Here is a 20,257-nt window from a genome sequence, read left to right as displayed (position 1 = left end):
AATCGCAATCCTATTTTTTTATAGCAAATGCCTTTCTTGCAAAGCATTCATTTTTTCAAGCGAAATATTTAAAAGTCCCTGTCTGTATTTTTCACGAATCGGATCACCGAAACCTGAAAGCAGTTTCATAACAGATATGTCAAGTGCAATAGCCAAATCGGTAAGCATATCGACATTCGGTTGTGATTCGTCATTTTCATACTTGGTAAGTGTCGAAACACTTATCCCTACTCTTTTGGCAAGTTCTTTTTTGGAAAGTCCCGCTCTTTTACGGTAAATCATAAGTCGTTCACCAAATGAAAAGATTTCCATTGAAAATCCTCCTATTTTATCTTTTGTAATAATGTATCGGCGATATTTGCAAATTCTTCAAGCGAAAGTGTTTCACCGCGTCTTGACGGTGCAATTCCTATACTTTCAAGAAGTGTTGATATTTCATCTTTCGGAATAGGAAAATTTGCCGAAAGGCAATTTAAAAGAGTTTTTCTTCGCTGTGAAAATGCCGCTTTCACCACTCTGAAAAATACTCCCTCGTCCTTTACTTCCACCGACGGTTTATCAAGTACCTTTAGTTTTAACACCGCACTGTCCACCTTTGGCGGCGGAACGAACAGTGACGCAGGAACATTTGCCACGATTGACGGCTCCGTATAATACTGACAAAGCACCGTTATCGCACCGTAATCCTTTGTTGACGGCTTTGCCGACATACGCTCGGCGACCTCTTTCTGCACCATAACCACTATATTTTTAATCGGTAATTTTTCCTCAAGCAATTTAGTGATAATCGGTGTAGTGATGTAATACGGCAAATTTGCCGCTATACTGACCTTTTCGCCGTTAAATTCATCGTCAATAACTTTTTTTAAATCAAGTTTTAAAATATCTTCGTTTATGATTTTTACATTGTCATATTCCGCAAGTGTGTAGTCAAGCACATCAATCAAACGTTCGTCTATTTCTATCGTAACGACCTTATCGCTGTTTTGCGCAAGCTCGCTCGTAAGCACGCCGAATCCCGGTCCGACCTCTATAACACCGCTTTCAATCTCTGCGGCGTCAACTATTTCTTCAAGTATGTTTCGTGCAGTCAGGAAATTCTGTCCAAGACCTTTTTTAAACGTAAAACCGAATTGTTCCTGAATATTTCTTATCGTGCGTGGTGAAGTTAAATCCATATTATATATCCCTTCATACATATCATTGAGCCTGCCGACAAAATTTCAACAGCTCTGAATATCATTATATCCCACTTTGCAAATTTAGTCAATATAAATGCTCGACAAGTGTTTTTACGCCTATTAATATAAGAATAATTCCGCCGATACATTCTGCCTTTGAGCCGAGAAAACCTCCGAACTTCTTACCGATAAAAACACCGCCGAACGAAAACAAAAATGCTGTAATTCCGATAACCGCGGACGAAAATAAAATCGGTGTATCAACCGCCGCAAGCGTAACCCCCGCCGCAAGTGCATCAATACTTGTTGCGATTGCCGCAAGCAAAAGCGATGAATTTTTTAAAGGATTTTTCGGTATTTCCTGTTCGGTGCGTGACTCCCATATCATATGCAGTCCCAAAAATCCCAAAAGCACAAACGCAATCCAATGGTCAAAACGTTCCACAATATCAGTCGCAAACCCCGACACCAAATTTCCGATACAAGGCATCAGAAACTGAAACACACCGAAAAACAATCCCACTTTAATCGCGTCATAAAATCGTATTTTTTTCACAATCATTCCGTCCGTAACCGCCGCCGAAAATGCATCCATCGCAAGTGCAGCAGCAAGGAACAATAAAGACAGTATATCCATAAATCAATCCCCCTACGTCCAATATATGCTCCGTCTATTCCTTTAATGTATAAAAAATCACTATATAATCCGCAATTTCACGCTATAAATTCTATATATTAATTTTCAAAAAAATATTGACAAAGCCTTGATTTTATTGTAGAATAGCCATATAGTATAGAAAGAGGTACGGAATTATGGATAAATTTTCAAAGGCAAATTTGAATAACCTCCTACTCCTAAGCTGAATCGACAATGTGGTCTTCAGTTTTGTTTTTCTGTACTGAACTGTATTGAAATTATGCTGGGTCACATTGTGGCTCAGCTTTTTTAGTTAGAAATTTCATATATTATTTTAGGCGTATTCGCCGGAAAGGCAGTGTTCATTATGAATTATAAAAAATATCAAAAAATGTACCATCCGATTCCGCTTGAGGATCGTCAGTGGCCGAACAATGAAATAACTCATGCTCCGATTTGGTGCAGTGTTGACCTTCGTGACGGTAATCAGGCACTTTACTCACCTATGACGACAGAAGAAAAAATCGAATTTTTCAAATTCCTTGTAAAGCTCGGTTTTAAAGAAATCGAAGTAGGTTTTCCGGCAGCGTCGCATACAGAATTTGAATTTGTTCGCCGTCTTATTGACGAAAATCTTATTCCTGATGATGTCACAATTCAAGTGCTTACACAGGCAAGAGAACATATTATAAAGAAAACCGTTGAGGCTCTAAAGGGTGCTAAAAACGCAATTATCCACCTTTACAACTCAACTTCAACACTTCAACGTGAAGTTGTTTTCAGAAAGAGCAAGGAAGAAATCAAACAACTTGCCGTTGACGGTGCAAAGCTTGTAATGAGCCTTGTTGACGGTCAGCTTGACGGAAATATTCGTTTTGAATATTCACCTGAAAGTTTCACTTGTACAGAGCCGGACTACGCGGCAGAAGTTACAAATGCCGTACTTGATGTATTCAAGCCGTCTGAAACAAACAAAGTTATCGTAAATCTTCCGTCAACTATCGAAGTTGCGACAGCAAACGTATATGCCGACCAAATCGAATATATGTGCAAGCACCTTAACAATCGTGAACATCTTGTTATCAGCGTTCACGCACATAACGACAGAGGTACAGGCGTTGCGTCAAGCGAACTTGCATTGCTTGCAGGTGCGGACAGAGTTGAGGGTACAATATTCGGTAACGGCGAAAGAACAGGTAACACGGACGTTATCACCGTTGCACTTAATATGTTCTGTCAAGGTATCGACCCTGAACTTCATCTTGAAAATATTGATGAAATCATCGAAGTATACGAAAAGTATAATCGTTTGCCGATCAACCCAAGACACCCATACGCAGGTGAAATGGCATACGTTGCATTCTCAGGTTCTCACCAGGACGCAATCAAAAAGAGTATGGATAAATTCGGTTCAAGTCCGTCAAATAAATGGGCTAACCCATACCTTACAATCGACCCTACCGACATCGGCAGAAAATATGAGCCTATTCTTATCAACAGCCAGTCGGGTAAAGGCGGTGTAAGCTATATTATGGAAAACAAGTACGGCTACACCCTACCAAAGCCAATGCTTGCGGAATTTTCTTCACTTATCACAGATATGTCTGACGAAAAGAAAACCGTACTTACAAATCACGAAATACATCAAGCATTCAAGGATACATATGTGAATGTGGCAGAGCCTATTAAAACCCGTTTCTATCGTTCAACGGAGGAAGATGACTGTACAATTCTTTCGGCTACTATCGAAAAGGACGGAAAAGTTACCTCTATCGAGGGTAAAGGTAACGGTCCTTTGGATGCACTTTGCAACGGTTTAAGACAATTCTTGGGTCAGCAGTTTGAAATCTGCAACTACACAGAACACGCCCTAACACGTTCATCAAATTCAAGAGCGGCAACATATATTGAAATCAACGACCACAACCACCACAAAACTTATTGGGGTGCAGGCGTTGACGCAAATATTAACACCGCGTCAATCTATGCACTTATTTCGGCAGTAAACAGAATGCTTGCAGATAACTAAACATCATTATAAAAAAAGTGGCAGTTTTTCTGCCACTTTTTTTATAATATATTTACTGATTAGAATTAAATTATACCAATTTTCCCGTTTAAATTACAATTCAATAAAAATATATTGACAAAAAGGATTTTTTTTTGTAAAATGAAAATGTACTAAATAATTGGTATATTTGTAAATTATTTTATGCATTAATACTTTTAATAACATCAGTTTAGTGAACTTACTCACCTATAGCTCTATGCTATCTTTTATGTTATATTAATTGCATATTAGTGTTTTATACTCATATACTAATAATATTTGATACAAATAGTAAGCTTACAAAAGAATACATAACAGAAAGGAAAATTTTTATGAAAAAAATAAAATCATTTATAGCTTTAACTGCTATTATCACATTGTGTATTAACGGGAACTTAACATCAAGCGCATATTATATTAATTACTCACAAGGACATTCTCCAATACCCGACTCTATTGAATATTATTATGATTTTTCAACCGAAACTGTACAAGCACTAAAAAATGCTTGTAGTGAATGGAATTCAGCTGATAGTAATCGCAATTTTTTGTATGTGGGCAAATCCCATACCAATACTACCGCTTTTTATAATAATAAAGCTAATCAAATCACCAGTGGAAAACGAGGAATTAACACTTATTTAATGGAGCACCGTATGGTACGAGGTATTAGTGGAAATGTTTCGTATGAGGGTGATATTGATATAAATGTTTCACATCCTTTTGGAACTGCCAGCACATCGTATGATACTGAAACGGCACTTTTACATGAATTGGGGCATTTTTTAGGATTGGGACATTCTAGAACGACATATTCTGTTATGTCTACTCCTCAAGCTAAAGGGCAACGAAAAAGATCTTTATTTGAAGATGATATAAACGGTATAAATGCTATTTACAATAAATAAAAAAGGAGAAATATTATTATGAAAAAATCTATTTTAAATATAATCAGTTTAATGTGTTGTCTCACAATAATGCTCACTGCAACATCTTGCGGAAATAATGCAAAAAAAGAAGAAATAGTCGTTGATGGTATTATACCGTTAATATCTGAAAGTGAGCTTATTTTACGTTCAGACTTAATAATAGAGGGTACTGTTTCAGAAATTATGGACAGTAAATGGAGTAATCCCAATAATGAAAAAGGTGAAAATTTCAGAAATGTTCTTCAGACAGACATAGTTGTAAACATTGATAATTACCTTTTCGGCGAACGTGACGATAATCAAGCTATAGTAAGAATAGATAAAGGCGAAGATGAAAACACAATCGTTTCTTCCGACGGTTATCCCGACTTTGAAGTTAACGAAAAAGTTTTATTATTCCTTTCAAGAGATGACAGCGACATTGCAACCGATGAAGACTATTATGTTTTAACAGGTATGCGACAAGGAAAATACGACCTATCAGAATCAGAAAACTCACGTTCGAGTAATACTATCAATACTTATATAAGTTCTATGGAAGTCGATAACGAAAGAGATACCGAAGTTATAGATGAGTTAAAAGACAAGATTGAAAAAGAACATAATATGCACCCTAACTATTCGGATGAACAAAAGCAAAGACAGATTGAAATTGATAACGAAAACAAAAAATTGTTTGGAGAATAATTTTAATTCGAATATCGTTGTAAATTATTGACAAAAGCATTCACAAAATGACCTGAAAAATCTCAAGAGCTATATTCTTGAGATTTTTTATTTTGTCGAAAAAGCAATATTTAATCTCGCTATGCAAATTCACTTATAAAAACTGTTGAATTTTATCGGAAAACAGTATATAATATAATATGTATCAAAATTTTAATACAAAGCGTATTTTAAGAGAGGATAAAGATTATGCAAAATGACAACAGAATCGGTGAAGAATGTGGTGTATTCGCCATTTATGATCCTGACGGTGATTGTGCAAGAACGACCTATTACGGACTTTACGCACTTCAGCACAGAGGTCAGGAAAGCTGCGGTATTGCAGTAAATAACAATCGTGACATTACTCATTACAAGGATATGGGACTTGTCAACGATGTATTTAATGACGAAATATTGACAAAACTTGACGGTAAAATGGCTGTCGGTCACGTTCGCTATTCGACAACAGGCGAAAGTATGCGTGAAAATGCTCAACCGCTTGTACTTAGATATGTAAAAGGTAATATCGCCATTGCCCACAATGGCAACCTTGTAAACAAGGACGAATTGGCACAAGAACTAAGCGTTACAGGTGCTATCTTCCAAACAACAACCGACACAGAAATGATTGCTTACACAATCGCCAAAGAACGTCTTAATTCAAAGAGCGTTGAAGAGGCGGTTGAAAAGACAATAAATCACCTTGTAGGTGCGTTTTCACTTATCGTTATGAGTCCGCAAAAACTTATTGCCGCTCGTGACCCTTGGGGTTTCAGACCTCTCTGTATGGGTAAAAAAGGCGACGCTATTGTTTTTGCCTCGGAAACTTGTGCACTTGACAGTGTGGGTGCGGAATTTGTCCGCGACATTGAGCCCGGTGAAATTGTTGTCGTTCAAGACGGTAAAATTTCCACTATCAGAACTCACGTCGGCAAAAAGCCACATACAATGTGTATCTTTGAATACTTATATTTTGCACGTCCTGACAGTATTATTGAAGGACAGTCTGCACACGATTCACGTATGCTTGCAGGCAAATACTTGGCACAGGAATTTCCTGTTGAGGCTGACGTTGTAATCGGTGTACCGGATTCGGGACTAAGTGCCGCAATGGGTTATGCAAAGGAATCGGGAATTCCTTACGACATCGGTTTTGTAAAGAATAAATATATCGGCAGAACTTTCATTCAACCGTCACAGGCAATGCGTGAGAATTCCGTAAGAATTAAACTTAACGTACTGAAAAGCACAGTTGAGGGAAAACGTGTCGTTATGGTTGACGACTCAATCGTAAGAGGTACGACTTCAAAGAGAATTGTAAGCCTTTTACGTCACTTCGGGGCAACAGAAGTTCATGTTCGTTCATCTGCTCCGCCGTTTATGTTCCCTTGTTACTTCGGTACAGACGTACCGTCAAAGGATCAGCTTGTAGCCTGTAACTACACCATGGACGGAATTAAAGAACTTATCGGTGCGGACAGTATCGGATTTTTAAGCGTTAATTCTTTGAAAAAGATTATTCCTAACGCAAAATGTCAATTCTGTGACGGATGTTTCTCGGGTAAATATCCTGTTGATGTTGACTGATAAAATTTAATAAGAAAGAATGAGGTAAATGATTACTGACTTGACAGAGGGCAAACCCTCAAAAATATTATGGAGCTTTTCGATACCTATGCTTTTGAGCGTGGTATTTCAGCAACTCTATAATATAGTAGACAGTATCGTAGCCGGAAAATTTGTAGGCGCCCAGGCATTAGCTGCTGTGGGCGCCTCTTATCCGATTACGATGATTTTTATGGCAATAGCCACAGGTGCAAACGTCGGTGCGGCTGTTATTATTTCGCAGTTGTTCGGTGCGAAAAATTTTGAAAAACTCAAAACTTCCGTTTTTACTTCAATAATTTCAATGACTGTACTTGCCGCAATTCTTACAATCTTCGGAATTGTTTTCTGTTCGGGAATGTTAAAAATGTTATCCACTCCCGAAAATATTTTTTCCGACTCAATGACATATCTTAATATTTACATAGGCGGATTGATTTTTCTGTTTCTGTACAACATATGCACAGGTATTTTTACCGCTATGGGGGACAGTAAAACTCCGTTGTATTTTTTGCTTATGTCGTCAGTCGGAAATATAATTCTTGACCTTGTTTTTGTAATTGTATTTAATATGGGCGTGGCTGGAGTCGGCTGGGCAACATTTATTGCACAGGGTATATCTTCCCTGCTCGCATTCGCCGTACTTTTAAAACGCGTTCACGGTATAAAATCGGGGACATATAAAAAATTTTCAATCCGTATGCTCGGACATATTTCAAGAATTGCAATACCGAGTATCTTGCAGCAAAGTTTTGTATCGGTCGGAAATTTATTTATACAAAGCCGTGTAAACAGTTTCGGCTCTGACGTTATCGCCGGTTACAGTGCGGCTATAAAGCTGAATACATTCGCTATAACAAGTTTTTCAACGCTCGGAAATGCAATGTCAAGCTATACGGCACAAAACACAGGTGCACGAAAGCTTCTCCGCATACCTGAAGGACTTAAAGCAGGTATTGTTATGCTTATCGTTGTTTCTCTGCCGTTTTTCATTGCGTATTTCGTATTCCCGAATACTATGATGAATATATTCGTAAAAAGCAGTGAGACAGGTATTATAGACGTAGGAAGAATATTTTTAAAAATCGTCACACCGTTCTATTTTGTAATTTCCGCAAAGCTTACATTTGACGGTATTCTTCGCGGTGCGGGACGTATGAGGGCGTTTATGGCAAGCACGTTTACCGACTTGCTTTTAAGAGTTATTCTTGCGTATGTTTTCTCATACGCACTTAATTCGGAAGTCGGAATATGGCTTTCTTGGCCTGTCGGCTGGACTATCGCCGCCGTTATTTCGGCAGTATTCTATTTTATTTATTATAAAACAACAATCAAAAACGGTGCAAATTAATTGCACCGTTTTTTAGTTTTCCTCAATATGAATAAGCATTTGTTCTATAATCTTTTTAACGTGGTCGTCATCAATCGAATAAAAGGCATTTTTACCGTCACGGCGTGACTTTATAAGCCTTGCCTGTTTTAAAGTTTTAAGCTGATGACTGATAGCCGACTGGCTCATACCGAGTGCGTTCGCTATATCATACACACACAATTCCTTATCAAACAACGTCCATAAAATTCTTATTCTTGTACTGTCGCCGAACACTTTAAACATTTCCGACAATTTATCCGTTACATCTTCATCGGGAAGTTGATTTTTCAATCTATCTAAAATCTGCGGATTATATTGACAGGTACTGCATTTATCCATTTATCTTCTCCTCTTTTCGGTCATATGTTCATATATTCATATTATACCCTTTTAATCTTGATTTGTCAAATCGCTTGAAAAATCAGATATTAATTTATAAAAATCAGAATTCATTATTAAATTTTCCCAAATTCTTTTTATAATATGATAAAATATAGTTTAGATACTTTGAAAAGGAGGATTTTAATACACTATGAATAAAAAGAAAATCATTTCGGCTATGCTTACAGTTGCAATGCTTGCAAGTTCGGCTGTTTCCGTGCTTGCCACAGAGGTAGGCGAAAGCCTGAAAGTCGGCGATTACACAGAATCCGCCGCCGAAACACAAAAATTAATCGACTCACGACCTGATATTCAGCGTCCTATGGAAAATCTAAACAGAGGTGCTGTTGCCGTAAGAATGGACGGCTATACATATATTTCGTGGCGTTGGCTCGGTACTGAAAGTGCGGATACGAGATATAACATTTATCGCGGCTCAAAAGAGATGTCCTCTTACGGACAAAAATTAAATACAGAGCCATTAAATGTAACAAACTTTACCGATGTGTTTACTGCCGATTCTAACACACAGTATTGCATTATACCCGTTGTAAACGGTGAAGAACAGGCAGACAAGGCTGAATTTTCTCAAACTTGGGATAACAATTATATGGATATTCCAATCCAAAAGCCCGAAAACAACAAAGTAAACGGCGAAGAATATTCATATACACCGGGCGACGCGTCTGTCGGTGACCTTGACGGTGACGGTGAGTATGAAATCGTACTAAAATGGGATCCGTCAAACGCAAAAGATGCCGCACAGGCAGGTTTTACAGGCGAATGTATTCTTGACGCGTACAAGCTTGACGGCACACGTCTATGGCGTATAAATATGGGACCTAACATTCGTGCAGGTGCACACGACACGCAGTTTATGGTATACGACTATGACTGTGACGGAAAAGCCGAAGTTGCTTGCCGTACGGCTGACGGCACAATCGCAGGTGACGGCTCTGTTATCGGTGACGCAAACAAAAACTACGCCGTTGTAAGCAACGGTAAAAACCTTACAGGTCCGCTTTATCTTACAGTATTCAAGGGTGAGGACGGCTCTGTAATTGATACAGTTGACTATGACCCGCAAATCACAGGCAAAACCGCAAGCGGTCAAAAATGGGATATAAGCTCTTGGGGCGATACATTCGGAAACCGTTCCGAAAGATACCTTGCCGCCGTTGCATATCTTGACGGCACAAGACCGAGCATGGTTTTTGCAAGAGGTTATTACACAGGTCCTGAGGGTGAAACAGGCGGCAGAACAGTTATTGCAACATACGATCTTGTAGACGGCAAACTTGTTAAGAAATGGCGCTTTGACACAATGGATTACAACAATAAATATATAGGACAGGGCAACCACTCAATGAGTGCCGCAGACGTTGATTATGACGGTTGCGATGAGCTTATATACGGTGCGCTTGCAATAGACAACGACGGCAAGCCTATGTATTCGACAGGTTTGGGACACGGTGACGCACAGCACGTCAGTGACCTTGACACGTCAAGACCGGGACTTGAAGTTTACTCTTGTCACGAAGAAACTCAAGCAAAATACAGCTTTGAAATGCGTGACGCACGTACAGGCGAAATACTTGTCGGCGGCGAACAAATGGGCAGTGACAACGGTCGCGGCACATCTGACGACATAGACCCGCGTTATCCGGGTTGCGAAGGCTGGTCAGCCGCAGGAATACTTACCGCCGCAGACGGTACTGTCATTTCAACAAAATACACTATGCCGGCAAACTTCCTATGCTATTGGGACGGCGATTTAGGACGTGAAGTTCAGGACAACATTTACATCAGCAAGTGGAAGCCTGAAAAAGAAAAGGTTGAAACTATCTTCACAGCCTCCGGCTGTACTTCTGTAAACGGTACAAAAGCTAATCCGTCACTTACCGCCGATCTTTTCGGCGATTGGCGTGAAGAAGTTATGTATCCGCTAAAGGACGGCAGTGCTTTGAGAATTTACACAACCACTACACCGACAAGCTACAAAATTCCTACACTTATGCACGACATTCAATACAGAATGCACGTTGCATATCAAAACGACTGTTACAATCAGCCTACACACCTAAGCTATTATCTTGGTTTTGACACTGAAAATGTACCTGTACCGCAGATTTATACAGTAGGCAACAATGAAAAAAATCCCGACCTTGCAAAGAAGTCTTGGAATATAAACGATTTATACAGCGGTGAAAAGGTTGAGCTTGTACTTGACACACCGACAGCACTTACAAACGGTGTTCCGAAACGTGTTGATAACGACAGCACGGACGTTGTACCATACCTTGACGAAAACGAAAGAACTCTTGTTCCGTTGAGATTTATTTCTGAGTCATTCGGCGCAGACGTTGAATGGGTGGCAGATACACAGGAAATCAAAATCAACGGTGACGCCGTTACAATGAAAATCGGCAGCAACGATTATACTGTAAACAACGAAACAAAAACAATGGACACTGCACCGATTTTGAACAACGACAGAACAATGGTTCCGCTTCGTGCAATCGGTGAAGCACTCGGAAAGATTGTTTACTACAATGATAAATATATCTGCATAAGCGATATTGACTTAAATATGTCGGACGATTCCGCAATGTCAAGAAAATCTACAATCACATCTGCAAAAGTACCTGACAAAATTGAAGTTGTCGCAATAAACGGAACAGGTCAAAAATATTACCCTAACCAACTTGACGTTTTTGCCGTTGAGGCAAGCGACAATGACGGTAACGTTGAAACAGGTGCGGTTGACCTTGATATAAACACACGTTGGTCAAGTTACGGTAAGAGTACGCTTACGCTTGATTTAGGCGAAGAAAAGGACGTTTCTGGTGTTGCAATCGCAATGTGGAAAGGCAGCGAAAGAATTTATCCGTTCACAATCGAATACTCGGTTGACGGCAAGACTTGGGAAACTGCACTTCCAAAAACTCAAAACACAGGTGAATCAAGCGAATTTGAAAAGTATATGTTCCCTGAAACGGTAAAAGCACGTTATATCCGCTACAACGGTGACGGTGCAACAGACCCTGACAAGAATTACTGTCATATCAGCGAAATCGCTGTTCTTGGTGTAGAAGAATAAAGCAAAAATGGTGTTGCAATGCAACACCATTTTTTATTTAATAATTGGATTTGCTTTCTGTTTTGTCTTTTTAGCCTTACCTTGAATTTCAGACACAGGCTCCATTTCATTTTTCGGCATTCTGTCCTCAGGTTTTCTTGTTCCGTGTATATCGCCAAATCGCTCTCTCCTCATACCCTGTTTAGCCATTTTTTCGCCTCCTTTTTTATTATTCTTTTTAGCCACGTGCAAAGCTCTAAAAACATAGAGTTTATGCAATTTTACGGATGTGGCAAATCCGTTTTGTCACTATAAATTTAATATTTAATGTATAGAAAAAACCACTCTGATTTGGTATAATATAGTTGAAATCAAAATCCCACAAAGGAGAGTGGTTTTTATCTATCGTCAAGAAATTTTAAAAGACATCAGTCTTTTCACTTCACAACCAAAAGCTAAATTTTACGATGAACTATTCATTAATTTAGATTTAAGCTGTATTCCGGCTCAAAACTCAAAATTCGGTCGTGCAAGTTATAGCAATCATTCTATGATTTGTGCCTTTATCGTTATGAAATGCGAAGGTTTCTCTCAAATTTCGGACTTACACGATTATCTGTCAAACAACTTAATTATTGCCCATTACTGTGGCTTTGACATTTCTCATGAATTACCTTCTTATGCAAAATTCACACGCTTTATCCGTGAATTTGATAACGATATACTTCAAACTGTTATGCAATCACAGGTCTTGAAAGCTGCCGATTTATCTTTGATTGATTCATCTTTTATCGCTTTGGATGCTACTCCTGTTAAGGCTAATGTTTCAAACAACAATCCCAAGTCCTTTAAAAAGAATAAGTTCTCCAAAGCCTCTCCTCCAAAGTCTGATAAAGATTGTAGGCTTGGTGTTCAAACTGCTTCAAATCAGCATAACGAAAAGAATTATGAATTCTATTGGGGTTACAAAAATCATATTCTTGTCGACTGCATATCGGGCTTACCCGTTTGTGAATTAACAACCGGTGCCAATGTTTCCGACAGTTCTGTAACACTCGAAATACTCAAAAGAGCAAATTCTTATCTTCCTATGTCTGAATGCTCATTTTTAGCTGATAAAGCCTATGATGTTAAGGCTATTTACAACACTGTGCATGACACATACAATGGCGATTGCTTTATTGCCTTAAACAAACGAAATACCAAAAGCCCTAAAAAGTTACCGTCAGGGAATATCATTTGCGAAGCAGGACTCGCAATGCATAAAGACGGCAAGTTTTCAGATAGCGGTCGAACACGTCAGAAATACTGCTGTCCGTTGAAACGCTCTAAAAATGGCAATTGCCCTTGTAATCACAAATGTTGGAATAATGGCAAGAAAAATCGCGGTTGTACTAAATACATAACTCTTCCCGATGATTACAGGCTTTCTATCGATAGAAGCTCAATAGCCTTTAAATCCGTTTATGCTCTCAGAACCGAAGCCGAAAGATACAATTCACGATTTAAGCAAGCAGGCTGTGAAAGAGTTTTTGTTCGTAATGGCAATTCTGTAAAAAATCTTAATACAATTGCTCATATATCACTTTTATCGATTGCAATTGCCGCCGTTATTACTAAGAAAGACGTTTCTTATCGCAGCGTAAAAACTTTAAAACGACTTAGCTGACAATGTTTAAAACCAAATATTTTTGTTCCTTGCCGTTAGGTTTGTTTGCTATGCACTTTTTTAACTATTATTCGCTTTTGTTGCTTCGCTTAGCTTTATTTATGATTTATTTACTTTTTATTTCTTGTGTTTTGCACCTCTCTAATTATTCTTTTCACAAATACAAAATAAATACGCTGATTGGACAAAACATTTCTATTATGATATAATTAAAATAATATATACTGTAAAGGCAGAGATGATATGAACAGAGTTGTAATTGGAATACTTGCACACGTTGACTCGGGTAAAACTACGCTATCTGAGGGAATGTTATACAGTGCAGGTGAAATACGAAAAATCGGTCGTGTTGACCATGGTGACGCATTTCTCGATTCACACGAAATTGAACGCGACAAGGGCATTACGATATTTTCAAAGCAAGCCGTTATGCGTTTTCGTGACACCGAATTTACTTTACTTGACACTCCCGGTCACGTTGACTTTTCTACCGAAATGGAGCGTACTTTGAGCGTGCTTGATTACGCAATCCTCGTTATAAGCGGTACGGACGGGATACAAAATCATACAGAAACACTATGGCGGCTTTTGGCACGATACAATGTACCTACATTTATATTCGTGAACAAAATGGACTTAAACGCCGACAGAAACGCCGTTCTTGATGAATTGCATACAAGATTTTCGGACGGTTGTATTGATTTTACGCAAAATTATGAAAATGAAGATTTCAGAGAATCGCTCGCTATGTGTGACGAATCTATAATGAATACATTTCTTGCGGACGGTACTGTCAAAAATCAAGACATAAGAAATGCCGTTGTACAAAGAAAAATATTCCCATGCTATTTCGGCTCTGCACTTAAAATGGAAGGTGTATCGGAATTTCTTGAAGGACTTGAACTGTATACAAGACAAATTATTTACGATGACAAATTCGGTGCAAAGGTATTCAAAATTGCCGAAGATGAGCAAGGCACACGTCTTACTTATATGAAAATTACCGGCGGTACTTTAAAGGTAAAAACACTTTTAAAGGGTAACAAGAAAAATGAGTGGTCGGAAAAAGTAAATCAAATCAGAATTTATTCCGGTGCAAAATTCCAATCGGTTGACGAGGCATTCCCCGGTACGGTTTGTGCCGTAACAGGTCTTACACAGACATATTCCGGTGAAGGTATAGGTTGTGAGCCTGATTCAAAAAATGCCGTTCTTGAGCCTGTTTTGACGTACCGTATGGAACTTACGGACGGTATTGACGTGCATACAGCACTTACCGAATTACGTCATTTGGAGGACGAAGACCCACAGCTTCATATAATATGGAACGAACAGTTGCAGGAAATTCACGTTCAAGTTATGGGCGAAGTTCAGCTTGAAGTTTTAAAACGAATTATAAAAGAGAGATTCGGTATTGATATTGAATTCAGTCACGGCGGTATTGCGTATCGTGAAACAATAGCCGCACCTGTTGAGGGTGTCGGGCATTATGAGCCGTTAAGGCATTATGCCGAAGTGCATTTACTTATGGAGCCGACTGAAAAAGGCAGCGGTATGCAGTTTGCGGTAAATTGCAGTGAGGACAGTCTTGACCGCAACTGGCAACGACTTATTCTCACCCATCTAAAAGAAAAAGCACATATCGGTGTTCTGACAGGCTCACCGATTACCGATATGAAGATAACGCTTATCGCAGGACGTGCACACCAAAAACATACAGAGGGCGGCGACTTTCGTCAAGCTACTTATCGTGCAGTACGTCAAGGCTTGAAAATGGCTGAAAGTGTTTTGCTTGAGCCGTGGTACGAATTTCATCTTGAAATACCTACCGAAAACGTAGGACGTGCAATGACCGACATTCAGCAAATGGGCGGTACATTCAGTCAACCCGAAACAATCGGTGATATGACGCGAATTTCAGGCTCTGCACCCGTTGCGACAATGCGTGACTATCAAATGGACGTAACAGGCTACACGCACGGTAAGGGCAGATTAAACTGTATTTTAAGCGGTTATGAGCCTTGCCACAACACCGAAGAAGTGATTGCCGAAATCGGTTACGACAGCGAAACCGATATTGAAAATCCCGCCGATTCGGTTTTCTGTTCGCACGGTGCAGGCTTTGTTGTAAAGTGGGATAAGGTTTACGACCATATGCACATTGACGGCATAAAGCTTGACCAAGACGATGATGAAGAAGAAAACGTCTATCAGCGTGCAAACGACTACATCAATATGGTTGCCGATGATAATGAGCTTATGCAGATTTTTGAACGTACATACGGTCCTGTACGCCGTAAAGTAGCGTCATACACTGTAAAGAAATCCGCCACCGAACAGAAAAAACATCAAAAATCAAAGCCTGTTAAATTAGGTGACGAATATTTGCTTGTAGACGGTTACAATATAATCTTTGCGTGGGACGAACTGAAAGAACTCGCCAAAGATAACCTTAATATGGCACGTGACCGACTGATTGATATTCTTTGCAATTATCAAGGCTTTAAGCAATGCAATTTAATACTTGTTTTTGATGCGTATAAAGTTAAAGGAAATGTCGGCAGTGCCGAAAAAATTCACAATATAAACGTTGTGTACACAAAAGAGGCTGAAACCGCCGATATGTATATTGAAAAAATCACACATGAAATCGGTAAAAAACATCGTGTGCGTGTTGCCACTTCGGATAACCTTGAACAAATTATCATTCTCGGCAACGGTGCGACACGACTTTCCGCAAATGAACTGTTGCAGGAAGTAAAACTCGCCGAAAAAACTATTATGGATATTATAAATTCAAACTAAAAAAGGAAGTTTTCAAAACTTCCTTTTTTAATATTTCACATTTTAGTAATTGTATGATCCAAGAAATTTATAGAAAAATGTATTCTGTCTTACTTTATCAAGTGCAAAGTAAATTGACGCATCATCAATATTGCCGTCTATATCAATGAAGAACACATACTTACCGAGTTCCTTTTTCATAGGACGTGACTCAATTTTAGTCATATTAATTCCGGACTTCGCCAAAAGCTCAATCGCACTGTACAAACTTCCCGGTTTATTATCAATCGCAAATACGATTGATGACTTATCGTGACCTGTAACTGTCTTATTCGGTGTTTTTTCAATAATAACAAATCGAGTTGAATTATTTGCGTCGTCACCGCAGTCGTGACACAAAATATCAAGGTCATAAATTTTTGCACTGTTCGGTGAGCCGATACACGCCACAGAGCCGTCCGATTCTTTTACACGTTTTGCCGCAGACGCAGTTGAATCGGCAAATTCAATTTTCACATCCGCAAATTCGTGCGACAATAATTTTGAACACTGTCCTATCGGTTGAGGGTGGGAAGTGATAATTTTTATATCCTCTTTCTTTACACCTTTTTTAACCATAAGATTTTCGCTTATATGAAGAATGTATTCACCTGTTATATATAAATCCACATCAAAAGCAAGAGTATCCAAAGTTGTGTTGATACTTCCGTCAATAGAATTTTCAATCGGCACGATTGCCCTGTCAATTTCGCCTTTTTCAACCGCCAAAATTACAGAATAAATCGTTGAAAACTCCTTTATTTCTTCTTTACCCTCAGACCATTCCATAGCCGCCTGATGTGAAAATGTCCCGTTCGGACCAAGATAACCTAACATATTAAGTCAATAACTCCCTTCAATAAAACGAAAGGCTGAAATAAAATTGTTCACACAATGTGGGCAACTTCATCCAGCCTATAAATTTCTTATAATAGAATCTTATTTACTGCCTTCGCGATTGGATCAAGCTCTTTCATAAGCTTGTCAAACTTTTCAGGTGTAAGAGATTGTGCGCCGTCTGACGCAGCCTTTTCAGGGCAGTTATGTACTTCAATCATAAGACCGTCAGCACCTGCCGCAATAGCACCCTTTGCAATAGCCGGAACATACTTATATGTACCTGTTGCATGGCTCGGATCGGCAATAATAGGAAGATGAGAAAGTTCCTTTGAAACAGGAATTGCCGAAAGGTCAAATGTATTTCTTGTAGCAGTTTCGTATGTTCTGATACCTCTTTCACAAAGGATTACCTTTTCATTACCCTCAGACATAATATATTCGGCAGCCATTAGCCACTCTTCCATAGTACAAGCAAGACCTCTCTTTAGAAGTATAGGCTTGTCGCACTTACCGACTTCACGAAGAAGTTTGAAGTTCTGCATATTTCTTGCACCGATTTGCATAATATCAGCATACTTTGCAACAAGTTCAACATCTCTTGTATCAAGTACTTCAGTACAGATAGGCATATTAAGTTCCTGACCGCTGTTGTACATAATCTTCAAGCCGTCACCCTCAAGACCTTGGAATGAATATGGTGATGAACGAGGCTTGAACGCACCGCCGCGAAGAATGTTTGCACCCGAGGCCTTAACAGCCTTTGATACAGTTGTGAACTGTTCCTGGCTTTCGATTGCGCAAGGGCCTGCAAATACTGCAAGTTGCTTGCCACCGACTGTTATTCCGTGACCGATTTCGATAACTGACGGTTCTTTGTGAAGCTCCTTAGATGCAAGTTTATATGGTTTCATAATCGGAACAACGTTTTCAACACCGTCCATAGTAAGAATTTGATTCATACTTAAAAGACGCTTGTCGCCGATTGCGCCGATAACTGTTTTCTTTTCGCCTTGAATAGGGTGCGTTTGGAATCCGAACTCGGCAAGTAGTTTTTCAACACTCTCGATTTCCTTTGCCGATGCGGATTCTTTCATAATAATAATCATTTATGTTCACATTCTTTCTTTAATAATTACAACATATACAGTATAGCAAAAAAGGACAATTTTTGCAAGTTAGTTTTAAATAATTTCAGAAACATCTGCAAAAACAGCTACCGTTCTGTATGTTCCGTTGTAACATTTGCACTGTTTATTAAAGTACAGACGCTTTCCGTCATGCGAAAACGACGGATTTGGATGTACCTGAAGTTTCCATGTGGTGTATTCGTCCTGCGATATTTCAAAAGTCGCAATCGGATTTTTGTCACCGCGCTTGTACAAATAAACATTCGGTGCAAAGTCGGGATAACATCTGTCACCGGCAAAATATTTTCTGTCAAAACTTCCGTCCATATGATTTGAAATTCCGCCAAGCACTTCTAATTCCTCTCCGTCCTTTGAAAAACGTGCAATGTAGCTTGTTTCCATTTCAATGTGTCTGCCTTGATTAAACTGACGTGTAGCCATATATGTGTCATCGTCAAACCAAAGCTGATGTACAGGCTTGTCCGCTATCATATGCGTTTTTTTAGTGTCTAAATCTATACACCCCAACGCACCGAATACAGGGCAGTCCTTTACGCCCAAGCGCATCATAACTGCCGTTGCGGACGGATTTAGCTGAACGTGGCTGACAGACGCGGTATGCTCGTTCGGAGTAAGACCATGTTCCCTTACCATATTTAAAATATCTTCCTCTGTTGCAACAAGAGTTATTTTTCCGCTTTCAACATCAAGTATGTAAATTCCGCACGAATTAATTTCGGGATAATCGGGATTTTTGTCAAGATATTCTGTCGATATTGAAAACGGATACTTGCCGTTTTCCGCACAATGACTTTCTTTGCCGTGAATTTTGTACTTAACCTCACCCGTATCAACATCGAGTATACGGAATACACATATAGACGGCTCTTTGCCGGCTATGCCCTCAAATTCCACATCACGAAAAACTATAAGGCTGTTTGTTATAAATGTTGCTGACGGGCCGTTGTGATTGCCGCAGTGTACATCATATACCTTGCGATGATTTTCAAAATCCCTGTCGCATATCCATATTTCCGTTTCAGACTTTGTCAAATCTGCTTTGCGTGCATATATAATTCTTTTTGAATCGGGACTCTCAACCATTCCGCCGTTCATTCCAAGCAATGTCGAACCCGAATAATCACATATTTCCTTTACTTTCATCTCTCTCACCTCATTATATGAATTATACCATAATATTGAGATGTTTTCAATATTGGTTATTTTTTCTTTTTCGGTGTCGGTAAGTCGTCATATATCGCCTTAAATAATTCGGTTAAATATTCTTTGTTGTCAACTTCTTCTATTAAAATCATTTCTTTCGCACCCTCATAAGGTACTTCGTATCGAATGTCAGAAACATAGTCAATAGCCGATTTAACAGATTTTATAAGCAGTAGGTCATCATATATTCCGCCGGCAATTCTGCCTTTGTAGTAAATAATGTACTCCCCCATCATCGCCCTGTACGTTATTTCCTCTACCTCCGATAATTGCTCTAATATGTATTCTAAAAATTCTTTACTCGATGCCATCTGTTTCTCCTTTGTTAATCAAATACTATTCAGACTTTTTATTAATCTTTGTTTGTCTGTATATATCATCATACAAAAATTGTAACTTGCAACCTAAATCACTCAAATAATCTTGATTTATCATACCGAAATGTATTATAGCATAATCTGCAGCATCCATGAAATCATTTACTGAATTTTCACTCACTATAATACTCTTGGATACATCATACATTTCAACATTCTTTTTATTCCCATCATATACTTCCATTATATATTTTTTGCACAGTTCATATTTATCATTATCAAATTTATATAGCATAGATATTTATTACCTTTTCT

At 38.8% G+C, this 20,257-nt stretch carries 18 protein-coding genes; 8 read left to right on the top strand and 10 right to left on the bottom strand.

The window, feature by feature from the left end; all coding sequences use genetic code 11:
* Positions 1 to 18 precede the first annotated feature (18 nt).
* From ACSAMO_RS09750 to ACSAMO_RS09740, 3 genes are all read right to left on the bottom strand, one after another.
* Positions 19 to 312 carry a helix-turn-helix domain-containing protein gene (locus tag ACSAMO_RS09750; RefSeq protein WP_022228907.1) on the bottom strand — a complete coding sequence of 98 codons (294 nt, stop codon included), beginning with the start codon at positions 310 to 312 and terminating at the stop codon, positions 19 to 21.
* Between the two features lie 11 nt (positions 313 to 323).
* Positions 324 to 1,178 (bottom strand): 16S rRNA (adenine(1518)-N(6)/adenine(1519)-N(6))-dimethyltransferase RsmA, encoded by an 855-nt coding sequence (rsmA, locus tag ACSAMO_RS09745; protein ID WP_147514369.1) that lies wholly within the window; start codon positions 1,176 to 1,178, stop codon positions 324 to 326.
* An 88-nt stretch (positions 1,179 to 1,266) separates the two neighbouring features.
* Positions 1,267 to 1,818, bottom strand: a complete 552-nt coding sequence (locus ACSAMO_RS09740; RefSeq protein WP_022228905.1) for a manganese efflux pump MntP — start codon at positions 1,816 to 1,818, stop codon at positions 1,267 to 1,269.
* Between the two features lie 367 nt (positions 1,819 to 2,185).
* Between ACSAMO_RS09740 and leuA the strand changes: the two genes are divergently transcribed.
* The 5 genes from leuA to ACSAMO_RS09715 all read left to right on the top strand — a co-directional run bounded on the left by leuA (position 2,186) and on the right by ACSAMO_RS09715 (position 8,461).
* The gene (gene leuA / locus ACSAMO_RS09735; protein ID WP_147514370.1) at positions 2,186 to 3,847 is read left to right on the top strand and encodes a 2-isopropylmalate synthase; all 1,662 of its coding nucleotides are present in this window, start codon (positions 2,186 to 2,188) and stop codon (positions 3,845 to 3,847) included.
* A 353-nt stretch (positions 3,848 to 4,200) separates the two neighbouring features.
* Entirely contained in the window at positions 4,201 to 4,776 is a 576-nt protein-coding gene (locus tag ACSAMO_RS09730; protein WP_499209213.1) for a matrixin family metalloprotease, read from the top strand.
* Between the two features lie 18 nt (positions 4,777 to 4,794).
* The gene (locus ACSAMO_RS09725; RefSeq protein WP_499209212.1) at positions 4,795 to 5,484 is read left to right on the top strand and encodes a hypothetical protein; all 690 of its coding nucleotides are present in this window, start codon (positions 4,795 to 4,797) and stop codon (positions 5,482 to 5,484) included.
* A gap of 228 nt (positions 5,485 to 5,712) precedes the next feature.
* The gene (gene purF, locus ACSAMO_RS09720; RefSeq protein WP_117968165.1) at positions 5,713 to 7,092 is read left to right on the top strand and encodes an amidophosphoribosyltransferase; all 1,380 of its coding nucleotides are present in this window, start codon (positions 5,713 to 5,715) and stop codon (positions 7,090 to 7,092) included.
* Between the two features lie 28 nt (positions 7,093 to 7,120).
* Positions 7,121 to 8,461 carry an MATE family efflux transporter gene (locus tag ACSAMO_RS09715; RefSeq protein WP_337869897.1) on the top strand — a complete coding sequence of 447 codons (1,341 nt, stop codon included), beginning with the start codon at positions 7,121 to 7,123 and terminating at the stop codon, positions 8,459 to 8,461.
* Positions 8,462 to 8,473: 12 nt separating this feature from the next.
* Here the strand turns inward: ACSAMO_RS09715 and ACSAMO_RS09710 are convergent, their stop codons facing one another.
* Positions 8,474 to 8,821: an ArsR/SmtB family transcription factor gene (locus ACSAMO_RS09710; protein WP_022229150.1), complete on the bottom strand. Its 348-nt coding sequence runs from the start codon at positions 8,819 to 8,821 to the stop codon at positions 8,474 to 8,476.
* A gap of 193 nt (positions 8,822 to 9,014) precedes the next feature.
* Here ACSAMO_RS09710 and ACSAMO_RS09705 point away from each other — a divergent pair, with 193 nt between their 5' ends.
* Complete coding sequence (locus tag ACSAMO_RS09705) at positions 9,015 to 11,963, top strand: rhamnogalacturonan lyase family protein (RefSeq protein WP_499209211.1); 2,949 nt, start codon at positions 9,015 to 9,017, stop codon at positions 11,961 to 11,963.
* A gap of 33 nt (positions 11,964 to 11,996) precedes the next feature.
* Here ACSAMO_RS09705 and ACSAMO_RS09700 read toward each other — a convergent pair whose 3' ends face one another.
* Positions 11,997 to 12,152 carry a hypothetical protein gene (locus ACSAMO_RS09700; RefSeq protein WP_412598915.1) on the bottom strand — a complete coding sequence of 52 codons (156 nt, stop codon included), beginning with the start codon at positions 12,150 to 12,152 and terminating at the stop codon, positions 11,997 to 11,999.
* A 181-nt stretch (positions 12,153 to 12,333) separates the two neighbouring features.
* Between ACSAMO_RS09700 and ACSAMO_RS09695 the strand changes: the two genes are divergently transcribed.
* Positions 12,334 to 13,611, top strand: coding sequence for a transposase (locus ACSAMO_RS09695; protein WP_499209210.1), 1,278 nt, complete (start codon positions 12,334 to 12,336; stop codon positions 13,609 to 13,611).
* A 243-nt stretch (positions 13,612 to 13,854) separates the two neighbouring features.
* Positions 13,855 to 16,416: an NYN domain-containing protein gene (locus tag ACSAMO_RS09690; protein WP_499209209.1), complete on the top strand. Its 2,562-nt coding sequence runs from the start codon at positions 13,855 to 13,857 to the stop codon at positions 16,414 to 16,416.
* 42 nt (positions 16,417 to 16,458) lie between these two features.
* Here the strand turns inward: ACSAMO_RS09690 and pheA are convergent, their stop codons facing one another.
* From pheA to ACSAMO_RS09665, 5 genes are all read right to left on the bottom strand, one after another.
* Complete coding sequence (gene pheA / locus ACSAMO_RS09685; protein WP_022229171.1) at positions 16,459 to 17,271, bottom strand: prephenate dehydratase; 813 nt, start codon at positions 17,269 to 17,271, stop codon at positions 16,459 to 16,461.
* Positions 17,272 to 17,360: 89 nt separating this feature from the next.
* The gene (gene aroF / locus ACSAMO_RS09680) at positions 17,361 to 18,380 is read right to left on the bottom strand and encodes a 3-deoxy-7-phosphoheptulonate synthase (RefSeq protein WP_022229170.1); all 1,020 of its coding nucleotides are present in this window, start codon (positions 18,378 to 18,380) and stop codon (positions 17,361 to 17,363) included.
* A gap of 75 nt (positions 18,381 to 18,455) precedes the next feature.
* Complete coding sequence (locus tag ACSAMO_RS09675) at positions 18,456 to 19,565, bottom strand: hypothetical protein (RefSeq protein ID WP_499209208.1); 1,110 nt, start codon at positions 19,563 to 19,565, stop codon at positions 18,456 to 18,458.
* A gap of 56 nt (positions 19,566 to 19,621) precedes the next feature.
* A complete protein-coding gene (locus tag ACSAMO_RS09670) occupies positions 19,622 to 19,936 on the bottom strand; it encodes a TfoX/Sxy family protein (protein WP_499209207.1) in 315 nt (104 codons plus the stop codon).
* 25 nt (positions 19,937 to 19,961) lie between these two features.
* Positions 19,962 to 20,150, bottom strand: a complete 189-nt coding sequence (locus tag ACSAMO_RS09665; protein WP_499209206.1) for a hypothetical protein — start codon at positions 20,148 to 20,150, stop codon at positions 19,962 to 19,964.
* Between the last annotated feature and the right edge of the window lie 107 nt (positions 20,151 to 20,257).

Source organism: Ructibacterium sp. SJQ-7 (assembly GCF_054696575.1).
Note: the sequence above shows the minus strand (reverse complement) of the source record. Positions and strands in the feature narration are given on the sequence as shown.

Excerpts from the sequence above, each read along its gene's own strand:
- ACSAMO_RS09670 (WP_499209207.1), bottom strand. The coding sequence starts at position 19,936 with ATGGCATCGAGTAAAGAATTTTTAGAATACATATTAGAGCAATTATCG.
- purF (WP_117968165.1), top strand. The coding sequence starts at position 5,713 with ATGCAAAATGACAACAGAATCGGTGAAGAATGTGGTGTATTCGCCATT.
- ACSAMO_RS09665 (WP_499209206.1), bottom strand. The coding sequence starts at position 20,150 with ATGTATGATGTATCCAAGAGTATTATAGTGAGTGAAAATTCAGTAAAT.
- ACSAMO_RS09700 (WP_412598915.1), bottom strand. The coding sequence starts at position 12,152 with ATGGCTAAACAGGGTATGAGGAGAGAGCGATTTGGCGATATACACGGA.
- ACSAMO_RS09690 (WP_499209209.1), top strand. The coding sequence starts at position 13,855 with ATGAACAGAGTTGTAATTGGAATACTTGCACACGTTGACTCGGGTAAA.
- ACSAMO_RS09725 (WP_499209212.1), top strand. The coding sequence starts at position 4,795 with ATGAAAAAATCTATTTTAAATATAATCAGTTTAATGTGTTGTCTCACA.
- rsmA (WP_147514369.1), bottom strand. The coding sequence starts at position 1,178 with ATGGATTTAACTTCACCACGCACGATAAGAAATATTCAGGAACAATTC.
- leuA (WP_147514370.1), top strand. The coding sequence starts at position 2,186 with ATGAATTATAAAAAATATCAAAAAATGTACCATCCGATTCCGCTTGAG.
- ACSAMO_RS09715 (WP_337869897.1), top strand. The coding sequence starts at position 7,121 with ATGATTACTGACTTGACAGAGGGCAAACCCTCAAAAATATTATGGAGC.
- pheA (WP_022229171.1), bottom strand. The coding sequence starts at position 17,271 with ATGTTAGGTTATCTTGGTCCGAACGGGACATTTTCACATCAGGCGGCT.
- ACSAMO_RS09730 (WP_499209213.1), top strand. The coding sequence starts at position 4,201 with ATGAAAAAAATAAAATCATTTATAGCTTTAACTGCTATTATCACATTG.
- ACSAMO_RS09675 (WP_499209208.1), bottom strand. The coding sequence starts at position 19,565 with ATGAAAGTAAAGGAAATATGTGATTATTCGGGTTCGACATTGCTTGGA.
- ACSAMO_RS09740 (WP_022228905.1), bottom strand. The coding sequence starts at position 1,818 with ATGGATATACTGTCTTTATTGTTCCTTGCTGCTGCACTTGCGATGGAT.
- aroF (WP_022229170.1), bottom strand. The coding sequence starts at position 18,380 with ATGATTATTATTATGAAAGAATCCGCATCGGCAAAGGAAATCGAGAGT.
- ACSAMO_RS09705 (WP_499209211.1), top strand. The coding sequence starts at position 9,015 with ATGAATAAAAAGAAAATCATTTCGGCTATGCTTACAGTTGCAATGCTT.
- ACSAMO_RS09710 (WP_022229150.1), bottom strand. The coding sequence starts at position 8,821 with ATGGATAAATGCAGTACCTGTCAATATAATCCGCAGATTTTAGATAGA.
- ACSAMO_RS09750 (WP_022228907.1), bottom strand. The coding sequence starts at position 312 with ATGGAAATCTTTTCATTTGGTGAACGACTTATGATTTACCGTAAAAGA.